The sequence below is a fragment of the Armatimonadota bacterium genome (genome assembly GCA_017303935.1).
GTDB lineage: Bacteria > Armatimonadota > Fimbriimonadia > Fimbriimonadales > Fimbriimonadaceae > JAFLBD01.
The window spans coordinates 267,852-282,095 of sequence record JAFLBD010000002.1; the positions used below are offsets into that span (position 1 = coordinate 267,852).

The 14,244-nt window shown below is 52.4% G+C and carries 11 protein-coding genes; 7 read left to right on the forward strand and 4 right to left on the reverse strand.

Going from position 1 to position 14,244, the window contains the following annotated elements; all coding sequences use genetic code 11:
* Positions 1–3: 3 nt before the first annotated feature.
* Both rfbA and rfbB read right to left on the reverse strand, forming a co-directional pair.
* Complete coding sequence (gene rfbA, locus J0L72_05915) at positions 4–888, reverse strand: glucose-1-phosphate thymidylyltransferase RfbA (GenBank protein MBN8690312.1); 885 nt, start codon at positions 886–888, stop codon at positions 4–6.
* Positions 872–1,924: a dTDP-glucose 4,6-dehydratase gene (rfbB, locus tag J0L72_05920; GenBank protein MBN8690313.1), complete on the reverse strand. Its 1,053-nt coding sequence runs from the start codon at positions 1,922–1,924 to the stop codon at positions 872–874. Before rfbB ends, rfbA begins: the two co-directional genes overlap by 17 nt.
* Before the next feature lie 175 nt (positions 1,925–2,099).
* Here rfbB and J0L72_05925 point away from each other — a divergent pair, with 175 nt between their 5' ends.
* From J0L72_05925 to J0L72_05935, 3 genes are all read left to right on the forward strand, one after another.
* The gene (locus J0L72_05925) at positions 2,100–3,608 is read left to right on the forward strand and encodes a hypothetical protein (protein MBN8690314.1); all 1,509 of its coding nucleotides are present in this window, start codon (positions 2,100–2,102) and stop codon (positions 3,606–3,608) included.
* Between the two features lie 174 nt (positions 3,609–3,782).
* The gene (locus J0L72_05930; GenBank protein ID MBN8690315.1) at positions 3,783–5,366 is read left to right on the forward strand and encodes a hypothetical protein; all 1,584 of its coding nucleotides are present in this window, start codon (positions 3,783–3,785) and stop codon (positions 5,364–5,366) included.
* A 150-nt stretch (positions 5,367–5,516) separates the two neighbouring features.
* On the forward strand, positions 5,517–6,989 hold the full coding sequence (locus J0L72_05935) for a hypothetical protein (protein MBN8690316.1): 1,473 nt from the start codon (positions 5,517–5,519) through the stop codon (positions 6,987–6,989).
* A 171-nt stretch (positions 6,990–7,160) separates the two neighbouring features.
* Here the strand turns inward: J0L72_05935 and J0L72_05940 are convergent, their stop codons facing one another.
* Positions 7,161–7,802 (reverse strand): fibronectin type III domain-containing protein, encoded by a 642-nt coding sequence (locus J0L72_05940; protein MBN8690317.1) that lies wholly within the window; start codon positions 7,800–7,802, stop codon positions 7,161–7,163.
* A gap of 585 nt (positions 7,803–8,387) precedes the next feature.
* On the opposite strand from J0L72_05940, the gene J0L72_05945 reads away from it, so the two are divergent.
* The 4 genes from J0L72_05945 to atpC all read left to right on the forward strand — a co-directional run bounded on the left by J0L72_05945 (position 8,388) and on the right by atpC (position 13,307).
* Positions 8,388–10,031, forward strand: coding sequence for a cellulase family glycosylhydrolase (locus J0L72_05945; protein MBN8690318.1), 1,644 nt, complete (start codon positions 8,388–8,390; stop codon positions 10,029–10,031).
* Positions 10,024–11,124, forward strand: a complete 1,101-nt coding sequence (locus J0L72_05950) for a PEP-CTERM sorting domain-containing protein (GenBank protein ID MBN8690319.1) — start codon at positions 10,024–10,026, stop codon at positions 11,122–11,124. Before J0L72_05945 ends, J0L72_05950 begins: the two co-directional genes overlap by 8 nt.
* Positions 11,125–11,282: 158 nt before the next feature.
* Complete coding sequence (atpD, locus tag J0L72_05955; GenBank protein ID MBN8690320.1) at positions 11,283–12,782, forward strand: F0F1 ATP synthase subunit beta; 1,500 nt, start codon at positions 11,283–11,285, stop codon at positions 12,780–12,782.
* Positions 12,783–12,899: 117 nt separating this feature from the next.
* Positions 12,900–13,307 (forward strand): ATP synthase F1 subunit epsilon, encoded by a 408-nt coding sequence (gene atpC / locus J0L72_05960; protein ID MBN8690321.1) that lies wholly within the window; start codon positions 12,900–12,902, stop codon positions 13,305–13,307.
* Here atpC and J0L72_05965 read toward each other — a convergent pair.
* Positions 13,294–13,956, reverse strand: coding sequence for a PilZ domain-containing protein (locus J0L72_05965; GenBank protein MBN8690322.1), 663 nt, complete (start codon positions 13,954–13,956; stop codon positions 13,294–13,296). The two genes, atpC and J0L72_05965, sit on opposite strands and share 14 nt — an antisense overlap.
* Positions 13,957–14,244 lie beyond the last annotated feature (288 nt).

A 14,244-nucleotide genomic window follows, 5' to 3' on the forward strand; every position in this document is an offset into this window, starting at 1 on the left:
GAATTATTCTGCTTCGCTCGCCACGGTCAACAACGCTTGCCCGTAGCTTGTTTTGCTTAACAGTTGAGCCTGTTCGATCAGCGCAGATTTGGAGATCCAACCTTGCCGGAAAGCAACTTCTTCAGGAGATGCCACCAATAAACCCTGCCGATTTTCGATGGTCTCAACGAAATTGGATGCCTGGATCAGCGACGAGTGGGTTCCCGTATCCAGCCAAGTCGTGCCTCGACCCATGATCTCCACTTGCAATTGGCCGCGATCCAAATACGCTTGGTTGATGCTAGTGATCTCAAGTTCACCGCGCGCACTAGGCGTGATTCCCTTGGCGATCTCGACCACCTGCTCATCGTAAAAATACAGCCCAGTCACGGCGCAAGAGCTACGAGGCTCCTTCGGCTTCTCTTCGATATGAACCGCCTTGCCGCTCGAATCAAACTCGACAACGCCATATTCCGATGGATTGCCGACATGGTAGGCAAACACCGTCGATCCAACGACCTGGGAATTTGCGGATTGCAAACTCTCCGAAAGTCGGTTGCCATAAAAAATGTTATCGCCCAAAACTAATGCAGAGCGATCGCCGGCGATAAAGTCCTCACCGATCAAGAATGCCTGAGCGATTCCCTTAGGCTCGGGTTGTACGGCGTAAGAAATCTGAATCCCCCACTGCGTACCATCTCCGAGTAGACGAACAAATTGTTCTTGCTCGTGGGGTGTTGTGATCACCAAAATTTCGCGGATGCCAGCCAGCATCAGCGTGGTGAGCGGATGATAGATCATCGGCTTGTTGTAGATTGGGAGCAGCTGTTTGCTGACGGCAATCGTGATCGGCCAGAGCCGAGTGCCAGTGCCTCCCGCTAACAAAATCCCTTTACGCGCCATCGTAATGCTCCTTCATCCAGGTCAAGTATTCGCCGGACTGTGCCATCGAAACCCAATCCGTATTATCGGCATACCACTTGATGGTCTGGCGTAAACCTTCTTCAAAGCCAGTTTCAGGTTTCCAGCCAAGCTTGGAAGAGATTTTTGTGTTGTCAATCTCATACCGATAGTCGTGACCGGGCCGATCTGCTACGAACGTGATGAGCTCTCGCAATGATTCTGGCGATGCCGATCGGTGTTCTGCGACCAGGTCACAGATTGTCTCGACAACCTTTATGTTTGGAATCGCAGTGCCGCCGCCGATGCAATAGGTTTCTCCGACATTGCCGTGTTCAGCGACTTGCCAAAGCGCACGGCAGTGGTCCGAAACAAAGAGCCAATCGCGAACGTTCTTGCCTTCGCCATAAACGGGTAACCGCTTCCCAGACATTGCGTTCAGGATCATCAGCGGAATGAGCTTCTCTGGAAACTGCCTCGGGCCGAAATTGTTACTGCAATTCGTGAGCTTCACCGGCAGACCATAGGTGCGCGAATACGCACGGACAAAGTGGTCTGCGCTTGCCTTGCTGGCGGAATATGGGCTGCTCGGATCGTATGCAGTCGATTCATCGAAGAGTCCGTCGTCGCCTAGGCTGCCGAACACTTCGTCGGTACTCACGCTGAGAAACACCCGATCATTTGCCTCCCCCCAGTGCTGTCGGCAAGCCTCAAGCAAGTTAAATGTGCCGACTACATTGGAATTCAAAAACGATCGAGGATCCTTGATGCTTCGGTCAACGTGCGTCTCCGCAGCAAAGTGGATGACCCATTCAGGATCGAATTCTTGAATAGCACCCAGTACCGACTCGTATTCAGAAAGTTGAACCTGTTTAAACTGGTAGTTCGAGTACTTTTCAAGCGAAGTCAGGTTCAGTGGGTGAGCCGCATAGGTAAGGGCATCGAGGTTGAGAAATTGGGAATCGGGGTTTTGAGGCACAAACAATTCAAGAAAATTGGACCCAATAAATCCTGCGCCACCTGTCACCAGAATCCGCTTTGCCATCTGCGCCGAGAATACCCGTGGATCATCTCGTCCCCATGACACAAGTATTTATGCTGGCATCCCCTAATTCAAACAAATTTAATGTGGTTTTTGAGCACCTCCTTAGTTACAATAGGGATTGTATAGGGGTCGTGCGTGCAGGGCGACCACTCTAGTGATCGGAGTAACTGAATTCATGAAAAAGACAATTTTTGCATCGTTATTGGCAGTGGGAATTGGCGCCACCGCGAGTGCTGTTGCACCGCGAGTCATCTTCTCGAGCATCGTCGCACCGGCTGACCTCGGAACAAACGTGGTTCCAGGTTATCCTGGCGCGACCTGGTCCGCTCCTACTGGAACTTCAGCATCCCGAATCCTTGACGGGATTTCACCAAGCTCGGATTTCAGCCGATGGGTTGGCGTTGGAAGAATTGAAGCCGGAACGACTGACGAAGATTGTTTGACCTACGGCCAAGACATCACCACCGGTTCCTTCAATTCGGTTTTGCGCGAGAACACCGCCATGCCTGTGAACGGCTTCTTGGTAGACGATATTAAGAACGGCGCTACAGCAATCAACAATTCCGGTTTGATGTTGTTCGGACTTGACGATACAAACACGGCGTCCTCGTCGACCTTGGATGACCACTTGATGACTTTTGATGGAACGAATTACACCCTCATTCACAGCCAACTCGGTGCAGCTCCAAACTTGTCGGGGATGTTCTTCCAGGGTGCATTTGCTACTGCCGCTCTCGCCGGTAGCGATATCTGGTTCGGAAACACCGCAGGTGCTACTTCAGGTGCTGCGCGACAAACGTTCTACAAGAATAGCGATGTTCAAGTCCGAGCGACCGTGACGGTTCCAACTGGTCAAGCTGCTGCTGGCACTTCAACCCTCAGCACAATGACCGCAGGTAGCTTGAAGGTTGACGCGACGGGAACAAACACCGCCTACGTCGGAACACTGACCACTCCAGCAAGCACCACAGTTTTGGTTTACAACGGCGATGTGAAGATCCAAAGGAACCAAGTTCTTCCTGGCTCCGGATTCACCAGCTTGGTCAACACGATTGACGTCGATATCAACATGGCTCCAAACGGCAACTACATGGCCCGCGGTAGCAACGTAGATGGACAAGACTGGGTTGTCAGGAATGGCACCGTCGTCGCTCAAAAGGGTGCGCCGGTCAATCCTGGATCGACGATCAACTGGGATGACACTGCTTTCTCTGCTGGCTTCTTCATGAGCATGACCAACAACTACGGCGAGACGATCGTCGGTGGTTTGACAACCGACACCAACACGGCTGCAGATGCCTACATGGTGGCTCACGGTCGATTGGTGTTCCTGAAAGAAGGCGACGAAGTCGACTTGACCGGCGATGGAGTCGGCGATGGCGTTTTCATCTCGACTTTCAACGATGACAACGGATTCCTCACCGACAACCTTTACTGGTACTTCAGCGGCAACCTGAAGGATGGCGCAGGAAACATCGTGGGCAACGCGTTCATGCGTTACCCAGTGCCGATCCTCGGCGACGTCGATAGTGACGACGAAGTTGGAGCATCAGACTTCGATATCGTTGTTGCCAACTTTGGCAACTCGCCAGCGACCTATGCCGAAGGCGATGTCGACGGCGACGGAGAAGTTGGATCGACCGACTTCGACATCGTCGTGGCCAACTTCTCTCGCTCTCGATAAGCTCTCTAATCGAGTTCAACACAATGCCCGGCCAGTAAATGGCCGGGCTTTTTCCTGTTAACGATTCGTGATTATGAGTTCAAGCCAGCAAAAATACGGTGGCGCAACGTCGCGGATTCGGCATGACCTATTTCATAATTGAAGCTGAATCTAATGCAGGAGATTCAAATGGCCATGAACTTTAGAACGCTCTCTATCGTGTCGCTCGCTTTGATGGTTGCTTCGGCAAATGCAGTCGAAGTGAAGACTATCTTTTCATCGCTGCCTGGCAGCCTCAACTCAGTTCCAGGATATCCTAGCGATGTCTTCAACCCAGCTTACATTTCCGGAACGTCCACCAACTCTGGTGGCGCATTCCGACAGCCTTACTTGAGCCCAGACGGAACCCGATGGCTGATGCGATGTCAAATCGACACCTCTTTCAGCGCAACCACCGGCGATGACACCATCATCTACGGCCAAGGCCTAAACACTTCTTCGTTCGGTTCCGCAACTCGAACCGGCGAAATCGTGCCTTGGGATCCAGGCACCGTTTGGAACGCACTCGGCAACCAAATCGCAATCAATAACGCTGGCCTCATCGCCTTCCGTGCGACCGTTGCCGCAGGCGCCTCTGTCACCGACACCGTTTGCACCTACAACTCCGGAACCTTTACCCAGCTCCTCAAGCAAGGCGATGCCGCTCCAGGACTTGCTGGTCTCTTCTTGCGTGATGCAGACGGAATTCACTTCGGAACTGACGGAACCACCGTTCGAGCTCGATGGCGAATCCAGACTGGCGCAACAACCGAGCCAGATGTTCTCCTCAACGGCAACACGCTGCTCGCACAATCCAGCGGACTCACGCTGACCTCCCCAATGGTTCCAACCACTTTGGCAGGACAGATGGTCGCTCCTTCGCAAACGCTCAAGAACACCGGACTTCTTTCGTTCCGCACCAGTGCAGACGGTTCGGCTTCGATGTACTTTGCCAACCTCAACGGCCCAACCACCAGCGACTTCGTTCTCGTTCTCAACGGTAACGTCATCGCTCAAGAAGGCGCCGTACTTCCAGGAAGCGGCAACCCAAGCACCGTCGTGACCTTCGGTAACTCCTCCTCGCACAACGTGGCAAACGGCGGAAACTACATCTACCGCGGAACTTGGAACGACGGTCCAGCAGAAGTCACACGAACAAACTTCGTGGTCAAGAACGGTAGTGTTATCTCCAAGACCGGTAACACGCTGTCCCCATTCATGACTGAAGCCTGGGAAGACGATGCAAACGGAACTGTCGCACGCGTCACCGCAACCTACTTCACAACCTTCGTGAACAGCTACGGTGAGTTCGTGATCGGTGGAAGCACCAACAACCCCGACGTCAATGTCGACACCGTGCTCGTGGCAAACAATCGACGCATCATCCTTCGCGAAGGAGATCCAATCGACCTCAACAACAACGGTAACTTCGATGATGATTGTTTCGTGAACCTCATCAAGAGCGACGGATGCGCTTTCTCGGATAACGCCTATCTGTACCAAGTCGTCCAGACCGAAAACAGCACTGGCGCAATCACCGGCGAAGCGTTCCTCCGAATCGAAGTGCCAATCCCAGCCGACATCGATGGCGACGGCGAAGTTGGATCAACCGACTTCGATGCAGTCGTTTCCCAATTCGGTAACGGCGGCAGTGACATGCCAGAAGACGTCGACGGTGACGGAGAAGTAGGATCGACCGACTTCGACCTCGTCGTTGCTCAATTCGGCCGCTCGCGATAAGCACAATGCTCGCGTAAGCACAAACAGAATCGGCTCTCCAACAAAACTTGGAGGGCCGATTCTTGCTATCAAGTGCTTTTGCGGGCACGATTTAAGTTCAAATTCACGTACTCTCTAGCATAGATCGCTACAATTTATAGGTCCCGAATCATGAAGAAAATTGCCCTCATCTCAGCTCTCGTTACCGCCGGCGTTTCCATAGTCAGCGCGGCCAGCACCCACACCCTTTTGACCACAAAGTCTGGTCTTCTCAACGAACTCTCAAACCTCCCAGGTCGCCCGCTCGCATCTACAGGACGCATGGCAACTTCGCCAAACGGAAGCTACTACAGCTTCGTCGGTCTCGTCTCGGCAACCACCGCGCGAGTCTGGGTTGCCGGAGATACCATCGGTTACAACAACCAAAAGGTCGCATTGGCAGGAGACGCCGCGCCATTTGCTCCTGGATTCACGCTCCAATCGTTCCGATCGGGCGCGCTCGGGCTGGATGACGCTGGCAATCTCTATGTCTCGCTCGACACCAACGAAGCCACTACCGTAGACGACTACATTGTCCGCAAGGAGATGACCAACGCCAATCCTTTGACCTTCGCAGCGAAGGAAGGGGACCTGTTCTCAGGCGGAAACTACCTCGCTTCTGCATCGCCATCGCCCTATAACGGCACGGTTGCCTTCGCAAACGGCCCTGGACTCACCTCAACCAGCCAAGCGATCGTCAAGAACGGCGCTTCCACCTGGGTAAAGGGCGGCTCGTTCGCCAGCTACATCGGCCCAACCGACCCGATCACCAACCACACCGCAGATAACTACCGATTGGCGCAAGATGGCTCGGTCGAAGTTGGAACTGCCACCATCGGTGCCAACACAGCCAACGATCAGGTCGTTTTTGTCAACGGAAACGTGATGGCGCGCGAAGGTTTTAATCTCCCAGATTTCCTCCCTGCGCTCACCGTCAGCTCGCTTATCGGCGGACTTTCGCACTCGGCAGCAGCTGCCGGCGGTTGGTACTGCTATCGAGGCACCGAGGCCGTCACGAATAACGAGTTCGCCGTCATCGGCAACATCAACACCGGATTCAAGAAGCTGATCCGCCAAACGGACCCGATTGCAACCGGCGAAACCGAAACTTGGAGCGGAGCAGTCGCCAGCGGTGGACTGGCCATCAGCGGAATCGGCGTCAACAAGTGGGGCGAGGCCGTCATCACCGGCTATAGCAGCCGCGCAAACGGACTGCAAGACTTCGTCATCATCTACGACAACGGCTATTATTCGCAGGTTCTCGTGCGAGAAGGTGACCAGATCGACGCGAACAACAACAACGTGCTCGATGACGACGCCAACATCCAATCGGTTCTGAACGACAATGTCAGCATCTCGGATTCAAACGAAATCTTCGTCTCGGCCACCTGCGTAAACAGCGGCGGAACCGGCGGATTCGGCGCCGCGATCCAGATTTTCTATCCGATCATCGCGGATGTGGATGGCGATGGCGAAGTCGGCTCCACCGATTTTGACCTTGTCGTCGCCCAGTTTGGAACAGCCGGCACCGCGGACATCGATCACGACGGAGAGGTCGGCTCAACCGACTTCGATATCGTGGTTGCTCAATTCGGCCGCAGCTAAATCCAGCGCAAACCGACCAAAAAACACCGAGGGCGCACACCCGCTCTCGGTGTTTTTGCGTTTTCCAGTCGATATTCCACGCTCCTCGATTTGAGGGCCCGACCGATCGCCAAAAAAGAAAAGTGCGACCGAAAGATCGGCCGCACTGATTGGTGAACCGGAGAGGTTCTGTCAAGCTGCGATCGAAAGGAATTCGCCGCTGCCATTTGCCCAAAGAGAAAATGGCAACGAAGGCGCAGAGCTTTGACCCGCGCGTTTAGCAGTCACGCGGAGCCAGATTTCTTGCCCGATCGCAGGCGAAAATTCCGTCTTTGTTTTGGTTGTAATGTCCAAGGTAGTCCAATCTCCGGTGGCGCCGGACGCCGATTCGACGAGGAACACGGTACCGCTGACGTTGCCGCTTCGATTCCACTTAAACGTGACCACACCTTCGGTATTAATCGTCACGGTTAAGTCCTTAGGAGTCGATGGTGGGGTGGATGTTCCGCCGTAGTTGTGGTTTGGCACCAACATAGCGTCTAAGACCGAGTTTGGAATCGCATTGTTTGCGCGCCAAATCTTGGCATAGCTGTTAATTGAAGCGCGGGCCAGAGCCTTCTTTTCGTTCTTATCGGCAGTAACGTTTGCCAATTCCGCCTTTTTCGAGGCTACTGCGGTGAGTGCTCCCTGGAAGTCCTCGCAAAGCGTGCTCAACGCGGTGATTTGTGCGGTGGTAATGCCCAACACGGTCTTGTAGGTGTTTGCATTTGCCAAGAAGACGTTCATGTCTTGTGCCAATAAGGCATCTTTGGTCTCTTCGGTGATGTATGTCATCAGTTTTTTCCTATCGTCCCGGTGTTTTGCGGGGTTAGTGTTAGCTTCGGTGCTCGCCGCGATGATCTGTAGACCGTTTTGTTGATAAACTTATAAATTTGTTTGGCCAGATTTTCACATTTTGCCCAGTCGATAGGGTGGGACACCCGTTTCAGGTTCAAACACAGTGATTTTGTGTACTTTTCTTTCGTGCTTTTGATCGATAAACGTGAACAAAGTTCAAATTCATTTGAAAGAATTACCGATTTTCTCGAGCTTATCAGGATATATGCTGAGAGCATTCCAAATTTGTGTGACACTTTGATGGATTATTGAGAAATAATCCGAAAATCGCCCAAGATTTTGGTGCAGAAGTTCGAGATTCTGCGGCAGTCTCTCGTCCAAACCGGGCGTTTGTCTGAGATTTCCCGGAGTCATGAGCGACATTCTTGAATCGATTTTGGACGTGTTCGGCAAAGAATCACGGCTTTTGGGGCGTCGTCCCGCCCTATTTTCAGGCATTTTCCGATTCCTGCCGAGAATTGGCACAAATTTTGTTGTGTATTTGACAGATTCATCTTATACTGAGAGGGAGAGGTCAAATTGATGCGATCAAATTTCAAGAAAGTCTCGTTACTCGCAATTGCGATGTCGGTTCTAGCTCCTTCCGCACATGCTCAGGATGATCCGGAATGGTTAGATGGATTCACAGACCCAATTCCCAAGGCTCTGCGGACAGGCATCAACCTAGATGGCATCTACCAAGCGGATTGGCAATACATGGAGAGTCGTCCATGTTATGACGATCGACGATTGACCGTCATGTTGACAGACCATGACTTTCTAAAAATCCGCGAGGCAGGCTTTGAGCATGTTCGGATTCCTGTTTCGCCTGTCGCATTTGGCGTTCATGATCAATCAGGGGCCGTGGACCCACAGTACGTATTCAAACGGAATGCCAATGACACCGGATTCGATAGCTATTGGCCAGTTGGATATCACATCGATGCGCATGAGAATTTCGCCGCTTTGGCTGCCGACATCATGTCTGCACAGGCGCACGATCTCGAAATCATTATTGACTGTCATCCATGGTTGGTATCCCAATCTCATTACAACTCTGCCTGGACAAAGGGAATCGCGACCAAACCACCTTCCGGAACGTTCATGGAGAACTTCTGTACGGATGGTCCGTTACCGATTCCGATTACTCAGAACCATCCTTTGCCAAAGTTCTGGTCTTCGTTTTTGCATGAACTCCGCTTCCACCTCGAGGTGATGGAAAATCCTTTGAATGGAAGTAATGTCTTTAAAGGCGTCCACTTTGAAGTGCTGAACGAGCCAATGGTCAATTTCTGGGGCGGCGGTGCTCCGCGGTATTCGGAGGGAATTGGCGTTCACACACTGCCTTCACAGTTCGAGACCTGGAAATTTGACCAGTTGGAAAATTGGAAATCCATACAAGCACAGGCGATCAAAGCTATTTACAGCGAAGTTGACCCCGAAGGTAGCCGAGTCATCGTTTCGACCCTGACCAATTTGGTCGATAGCTACGGATTGCAAAAGAGAGACCTCGCGCAGTTTCCTGTAATTACTTACCAATTCACACCATACCGGATCGCAGACATGGAAGCTATGGACTGCCCCGGAGATTATGCTCGACGACTCATTTATGCATACCATCCATATCTGCCTTTCAATTACACCCACAAAGTAGAAGTGGCCCTGCGCGATACGTTCTATTATAAGAAGCGTGATTACGGTAATGATCCAGTGACCCCGTGGACGACGGCCACTCTCAATTACCGAGATAACACGTTAGAGACTGAGAATAGCAGTACCCGAACGCGAGCAATGCCGTATATGCTCCAGTGGCTTGAGGACAACAACCACCCAGCTGTGATTGCAACGGAATTTGGCGCCATTAAGAGGGAAAGCGAGCACTATGATGAACCGTTACAGCCGCCCACTGGCCCCTCATTATTGACGATTAATGACTGGCAACGACTAAAGTGGCACTATGACATGCGCACCTTGCTCGAAGCGCAAAGTTCGGGCTGGACGGTGTTCGGCTACACCAGCACTTGGGGTATGACGGGTAGGTTCGTTTATCTGCAGCGATTCTTCTTGTCCGATAACCCGATTTATCACCGAAGTGAATCTCGAGATGGAAGCGCCGTTTTCGATCCAGAGATGATGAACGCTTTATTCGGAGACTCGAGGCCGAACGGAGATGGTGTAGATGATTAAGAAGTATTCGACTTTCGTCCTATTGCTTACTTGCAGCGTATCTCACGCACTGACTTGGTCGATGCGTGAGGTCGTGCCATCAGGGGAGTTCGACGTCGTTATCTCTGGCATTAATAACGCGGGGCAAATCGCTGCAAGTTCTCAATATAACCAAAGGGCTTTGCGAATAAATCCAGATGGTTCGACGAATGTCCTGCAAGCCAGCGATACAGGATATCGGTTCACGGCGGCTGGGGGCATAAACGAGAATGGTGAAGTTGCCGTGTTCGGTGAACGGCGCACAGAAAGTCCGGGCTCAAAAGTGAGTTATTGGACGCCTGGTGTGGGACTTACGGGTTTAGTCGCTCCGGATCCTGGCGAGTATTTTTCGGTCCAGAGTTTCGCGATCAATAATTCACGTTCCGCAGTCGGTTGGGCGCAGTGGGCAGGTCCGGGCGGCAGTGTTCCTTCAGGGATTGCAACGTATTACTCGCCGGATTCGGGCGGATACCTTGTTCCTGGGAACTGGGATGGAGACAATCTCGCCAGAGACATTAACGATGCTGGGAACATCGTGGGCTGTGTGAACTTGAATCCGATTCGCTGGAACCAAGACGGAAGTTACACATCGCTGGCGCTCGCCGGGCACTACGGCGTCGCAACAAGCATCAACTCAAGCGGAATGATCAGTGGTGTATTGAACAGTTCGTCGAGAAGGTACTTAGCGATTTGGAATGCGGCCGGACAATTGGTTCAAAAAATCGACATCGGTTCAAGAATCCCCGTCCCCAGTGCTCCCACCGACTACAGCTTCATCAATGACAACGGCGATGTTGTAGTGACCGGCGTTGTCAATGGTGCTGCAAGGCAATTCTTCTGGTCTCAGTCGACCGGAATTCTTGACTTTACTGACTCAATTTCGAATCGGAATGGGTTCAACTTGACTATCAGGGGGATCAATAACCGTCGGGAAATCATCTGCAACGGATATTTGGGAACTAACTACAAGTACAACCTGCTCCTCACGCCAGTGCCGGAGCCATCTGAGCTGGTTGCTCTCGGAGTTGGGCTGGTGGGCGTCGGCCTCACCCGCCTCAAGAGAAAAGCGGCCTGAGAGGCCCGGGTTCGAGTGGTCGGCGCGAGAATGTGTGCATCGTTTTGAGCGCACGGTACGTCTCGCCGCCCTCTCACCTGGGTATAATCTGCAAAAAGCTCACTCTCGACAAAGGCGAGATTGGGCGATTTTTGCGAACGAGGACCTAAAAAAGCATCATGCCTAGCGTCGGCAAAGTTATTCAAGTTATGGGCCCCGTGGTGGACTGCCGGTTCAGCACAGACAGCCTTCCCGGAATTTATAACGCGATTTCGATCGTGGACGAAAAGCGAGGAATCAACCTCACCTGCGAAGTTGCTCAGCACCTTGGCGATGACATTGTTCGAACAGTTGCGTTGGCTTCGACCGACGGTCTTGTTCGCGGAATGGACGCCGTTGATTCGGGCAACCCGATTAAGGTTCCTGTTGGCGATGCCACTCTCGGCCGAGTTTTTAACCTCCTCGGCAACCCGATTGACATTTTAGAATCGGGCGAGCACGCTGGTACCGCCGAACAACGCCAAGCCAAGGCCGCCAAGTTGGCCGAAGCCCCACGTCTTCCAATCCACCGCCAACCGCCTACCTTTAAGGATCAGAGTGTGAAGGTGGAATTGCTCGTCACCGGTCTGAAGGTTATTGACCTTCTCGTTCCATTTAACAAGGGTGGAAAGATTGGTCTGTTTGGTGGTGCTGGTCTGGGCAAGACGGTGACCATTCAAGAGCTGATTCGAAACATCGCTGTGGAAGCTTCTGGTGTTGCTGTGTTTGCTGGCGTGGGCGAGCGAACTCGTGAAGGCAACGACCTCTGGCTTGAAATGTCTGAAGCCGAATACGCCGATCCAAACGGTCCGATCGAGCGCGATGGCAAGAAATACAGCCGCGTTATCGACAAGACTGCGATGGTGTTTGGTCAGATGAACGAGCCACCAGGAGCACGTCTCCGAGTCGCTCTGACCGCGCTCACCATGGCCGAGTATTTCCGCGATGAAATCGGCACCGACGTTCTGATCTTCGTGGACAACGTTTTCCGATTCGTGCAAGCGGGTTCGGAGGTTTCGGCGCTTCTCGGCCGAATGCCTTCCGCTGTGGGTTACCAGCCAACTCTGGCCACAGAAATGGGCTTCTTGCAAGAGCGAATTACCTCGACCAACAAAGGTTCGGTGACTTCGGTTCAAGCTGTTTACGTTCCTGCTGACGACCCTACAGACCCTGCGCCAGCAACCACTTTTAGCCACTTGGACGCTTACATTTATTTGGAACGCGCCATTGCTTCAAAGGGCTTGTTCCCTGCGGTTGACCCACTGGCTTCGACTTCCAAGAACCTCGACCCGGCGATCGTCGGTGAAGAGCACTACATGGTCGCTCGAGCTGTCCAGGTGATCTTGCAGCGCTACAAGGAACTCCAAGACATCATCGCGATTCTCGGTATCGACGAATTGTCGGACGAAGACAAGCTCCTCGTCTCCCGAGCGCGAAAGATCGAAAGGTTCATGTCGCAGCCGTTCTTCGTTGCAGAGCAGTTCACCGGTAACGCTGGAAAGTTCGTCTCGCTCGCTGATACCATCAAGAGCTTCAAAGCGCTCATCGATGGAGAACTGGACGAAGTCCCAGAGCAAGCATTCTTGTACTGCGGCGGACTCGAAGACGTTTACGCCAAGGCCGAAAAGCTCAAGGCATAATCCACCTTTTCGGTTATATCAAGACCCTGGCTTGGTTCTCCAAACCAGGGTCTTCTTATGTACAAGGGTCGGTACCGTAGATTCAAATTAGCCGAATGAAGTATCCTATGGATTCACATGGCTTCTGCTTTTCAACTTTCGATTGTTGCACCAGATCGCAAGGTGGTTGAGACTCAAGTGTCGTCGGTCACCGCTCCAGGAACCGAAGGCTATCTCGGCGTGATGGCTGGCCACATTCCAATGATCGTCTCGCTCAAGCCAGGTCTGCTGGAATATCGAGACATGAACAGCCAAGAGCACTATGTGGCGATCGATGGCGGGTTTATGGAAATCAACGCGACTTCGGTGATTGTGTTGGCAGAAGGCGCAAAACTCTCCGGCGACATCGACTTGAAAGCCGCCGAAGCTGAGCTCGAAGAAGCTCGTCGGGCATTGCGAGGCGAATCTTCCTCGATGAGTACCGAGGAAGCTACCGAGCACATGGAACGCGCACTCGCCCGAATCAAAGCCGCTAGGCTTCGGTAACGACGGTATCGTAAATGCTGGCGCGAGTCAGCTGTTGCAGCAGGCAATAGCGCACCACATCCAACCACTTGTGGCTGAGGTCGCGTTCGCTCACGGATCCCATCTCAGGCAGCAATACGCCGAGTTGTAGGTCGCGCCGCCACATCACCACGATCGGAAATTCGAGCAATTCGCCCTGGAATTCCATCTCGAAGCTCCCAGTTTGGCCGAGGTCGGTCAAGATCGATTCCAGCGGACTGAGCTCGACCTGGAAGCCAGAGTGGCTGACATCCACGATCGATCCGCGCGCGGTTTGTCCTCCAAGGTGGAGTTGAACCGGCAATGGATTGATCCGCGGCGCATCGATTCGCACATAGGCTCTGGCATCGCGCCGAATCAATTCTTGCGGCATGGAAACTCGGAACTTGATGATTCCTTCCGAGTCCGCTGCTCCGATCTCGATACAGCTCGAAGAAAACTGAATAGGATGGCCCGAGGCATAGACCCTGCAAATGAAAAACTGGCCTTTCACAAATGCAGGCGGCAATGCCGATTCGGTAGTCATGCAAATCTCATCGTCTGTAAACGATTCCACCTTTGCACGCACCGAAGGAGCACCAGGCACTTCGATGTGAATCAAGTCTTTGAGATTCTCTAATCGAGAAACCACCTGCCTGATTCCCTGCTTACATCCAACAATCATCATTCCAACTCGATCTCCTAAATATCAGTTAGGTGCCATCATTGCATATCTCTCTGAAAAAAGTCTTTACGGACCAGTTTGCAAGAACGATATCACGTATAGCTCCTAGGTCAATTCTTCCACTTAGTTGCACAATCTAGACTGAATGTAACCATCTTTGCGACAAAATCCGCAAAAGAAAGGCAGAAATGATGTCGAAATATTGTTAACTAGATTTTCAGAATTTTTACTCAAAATTTAGTATTCATTCAGTGT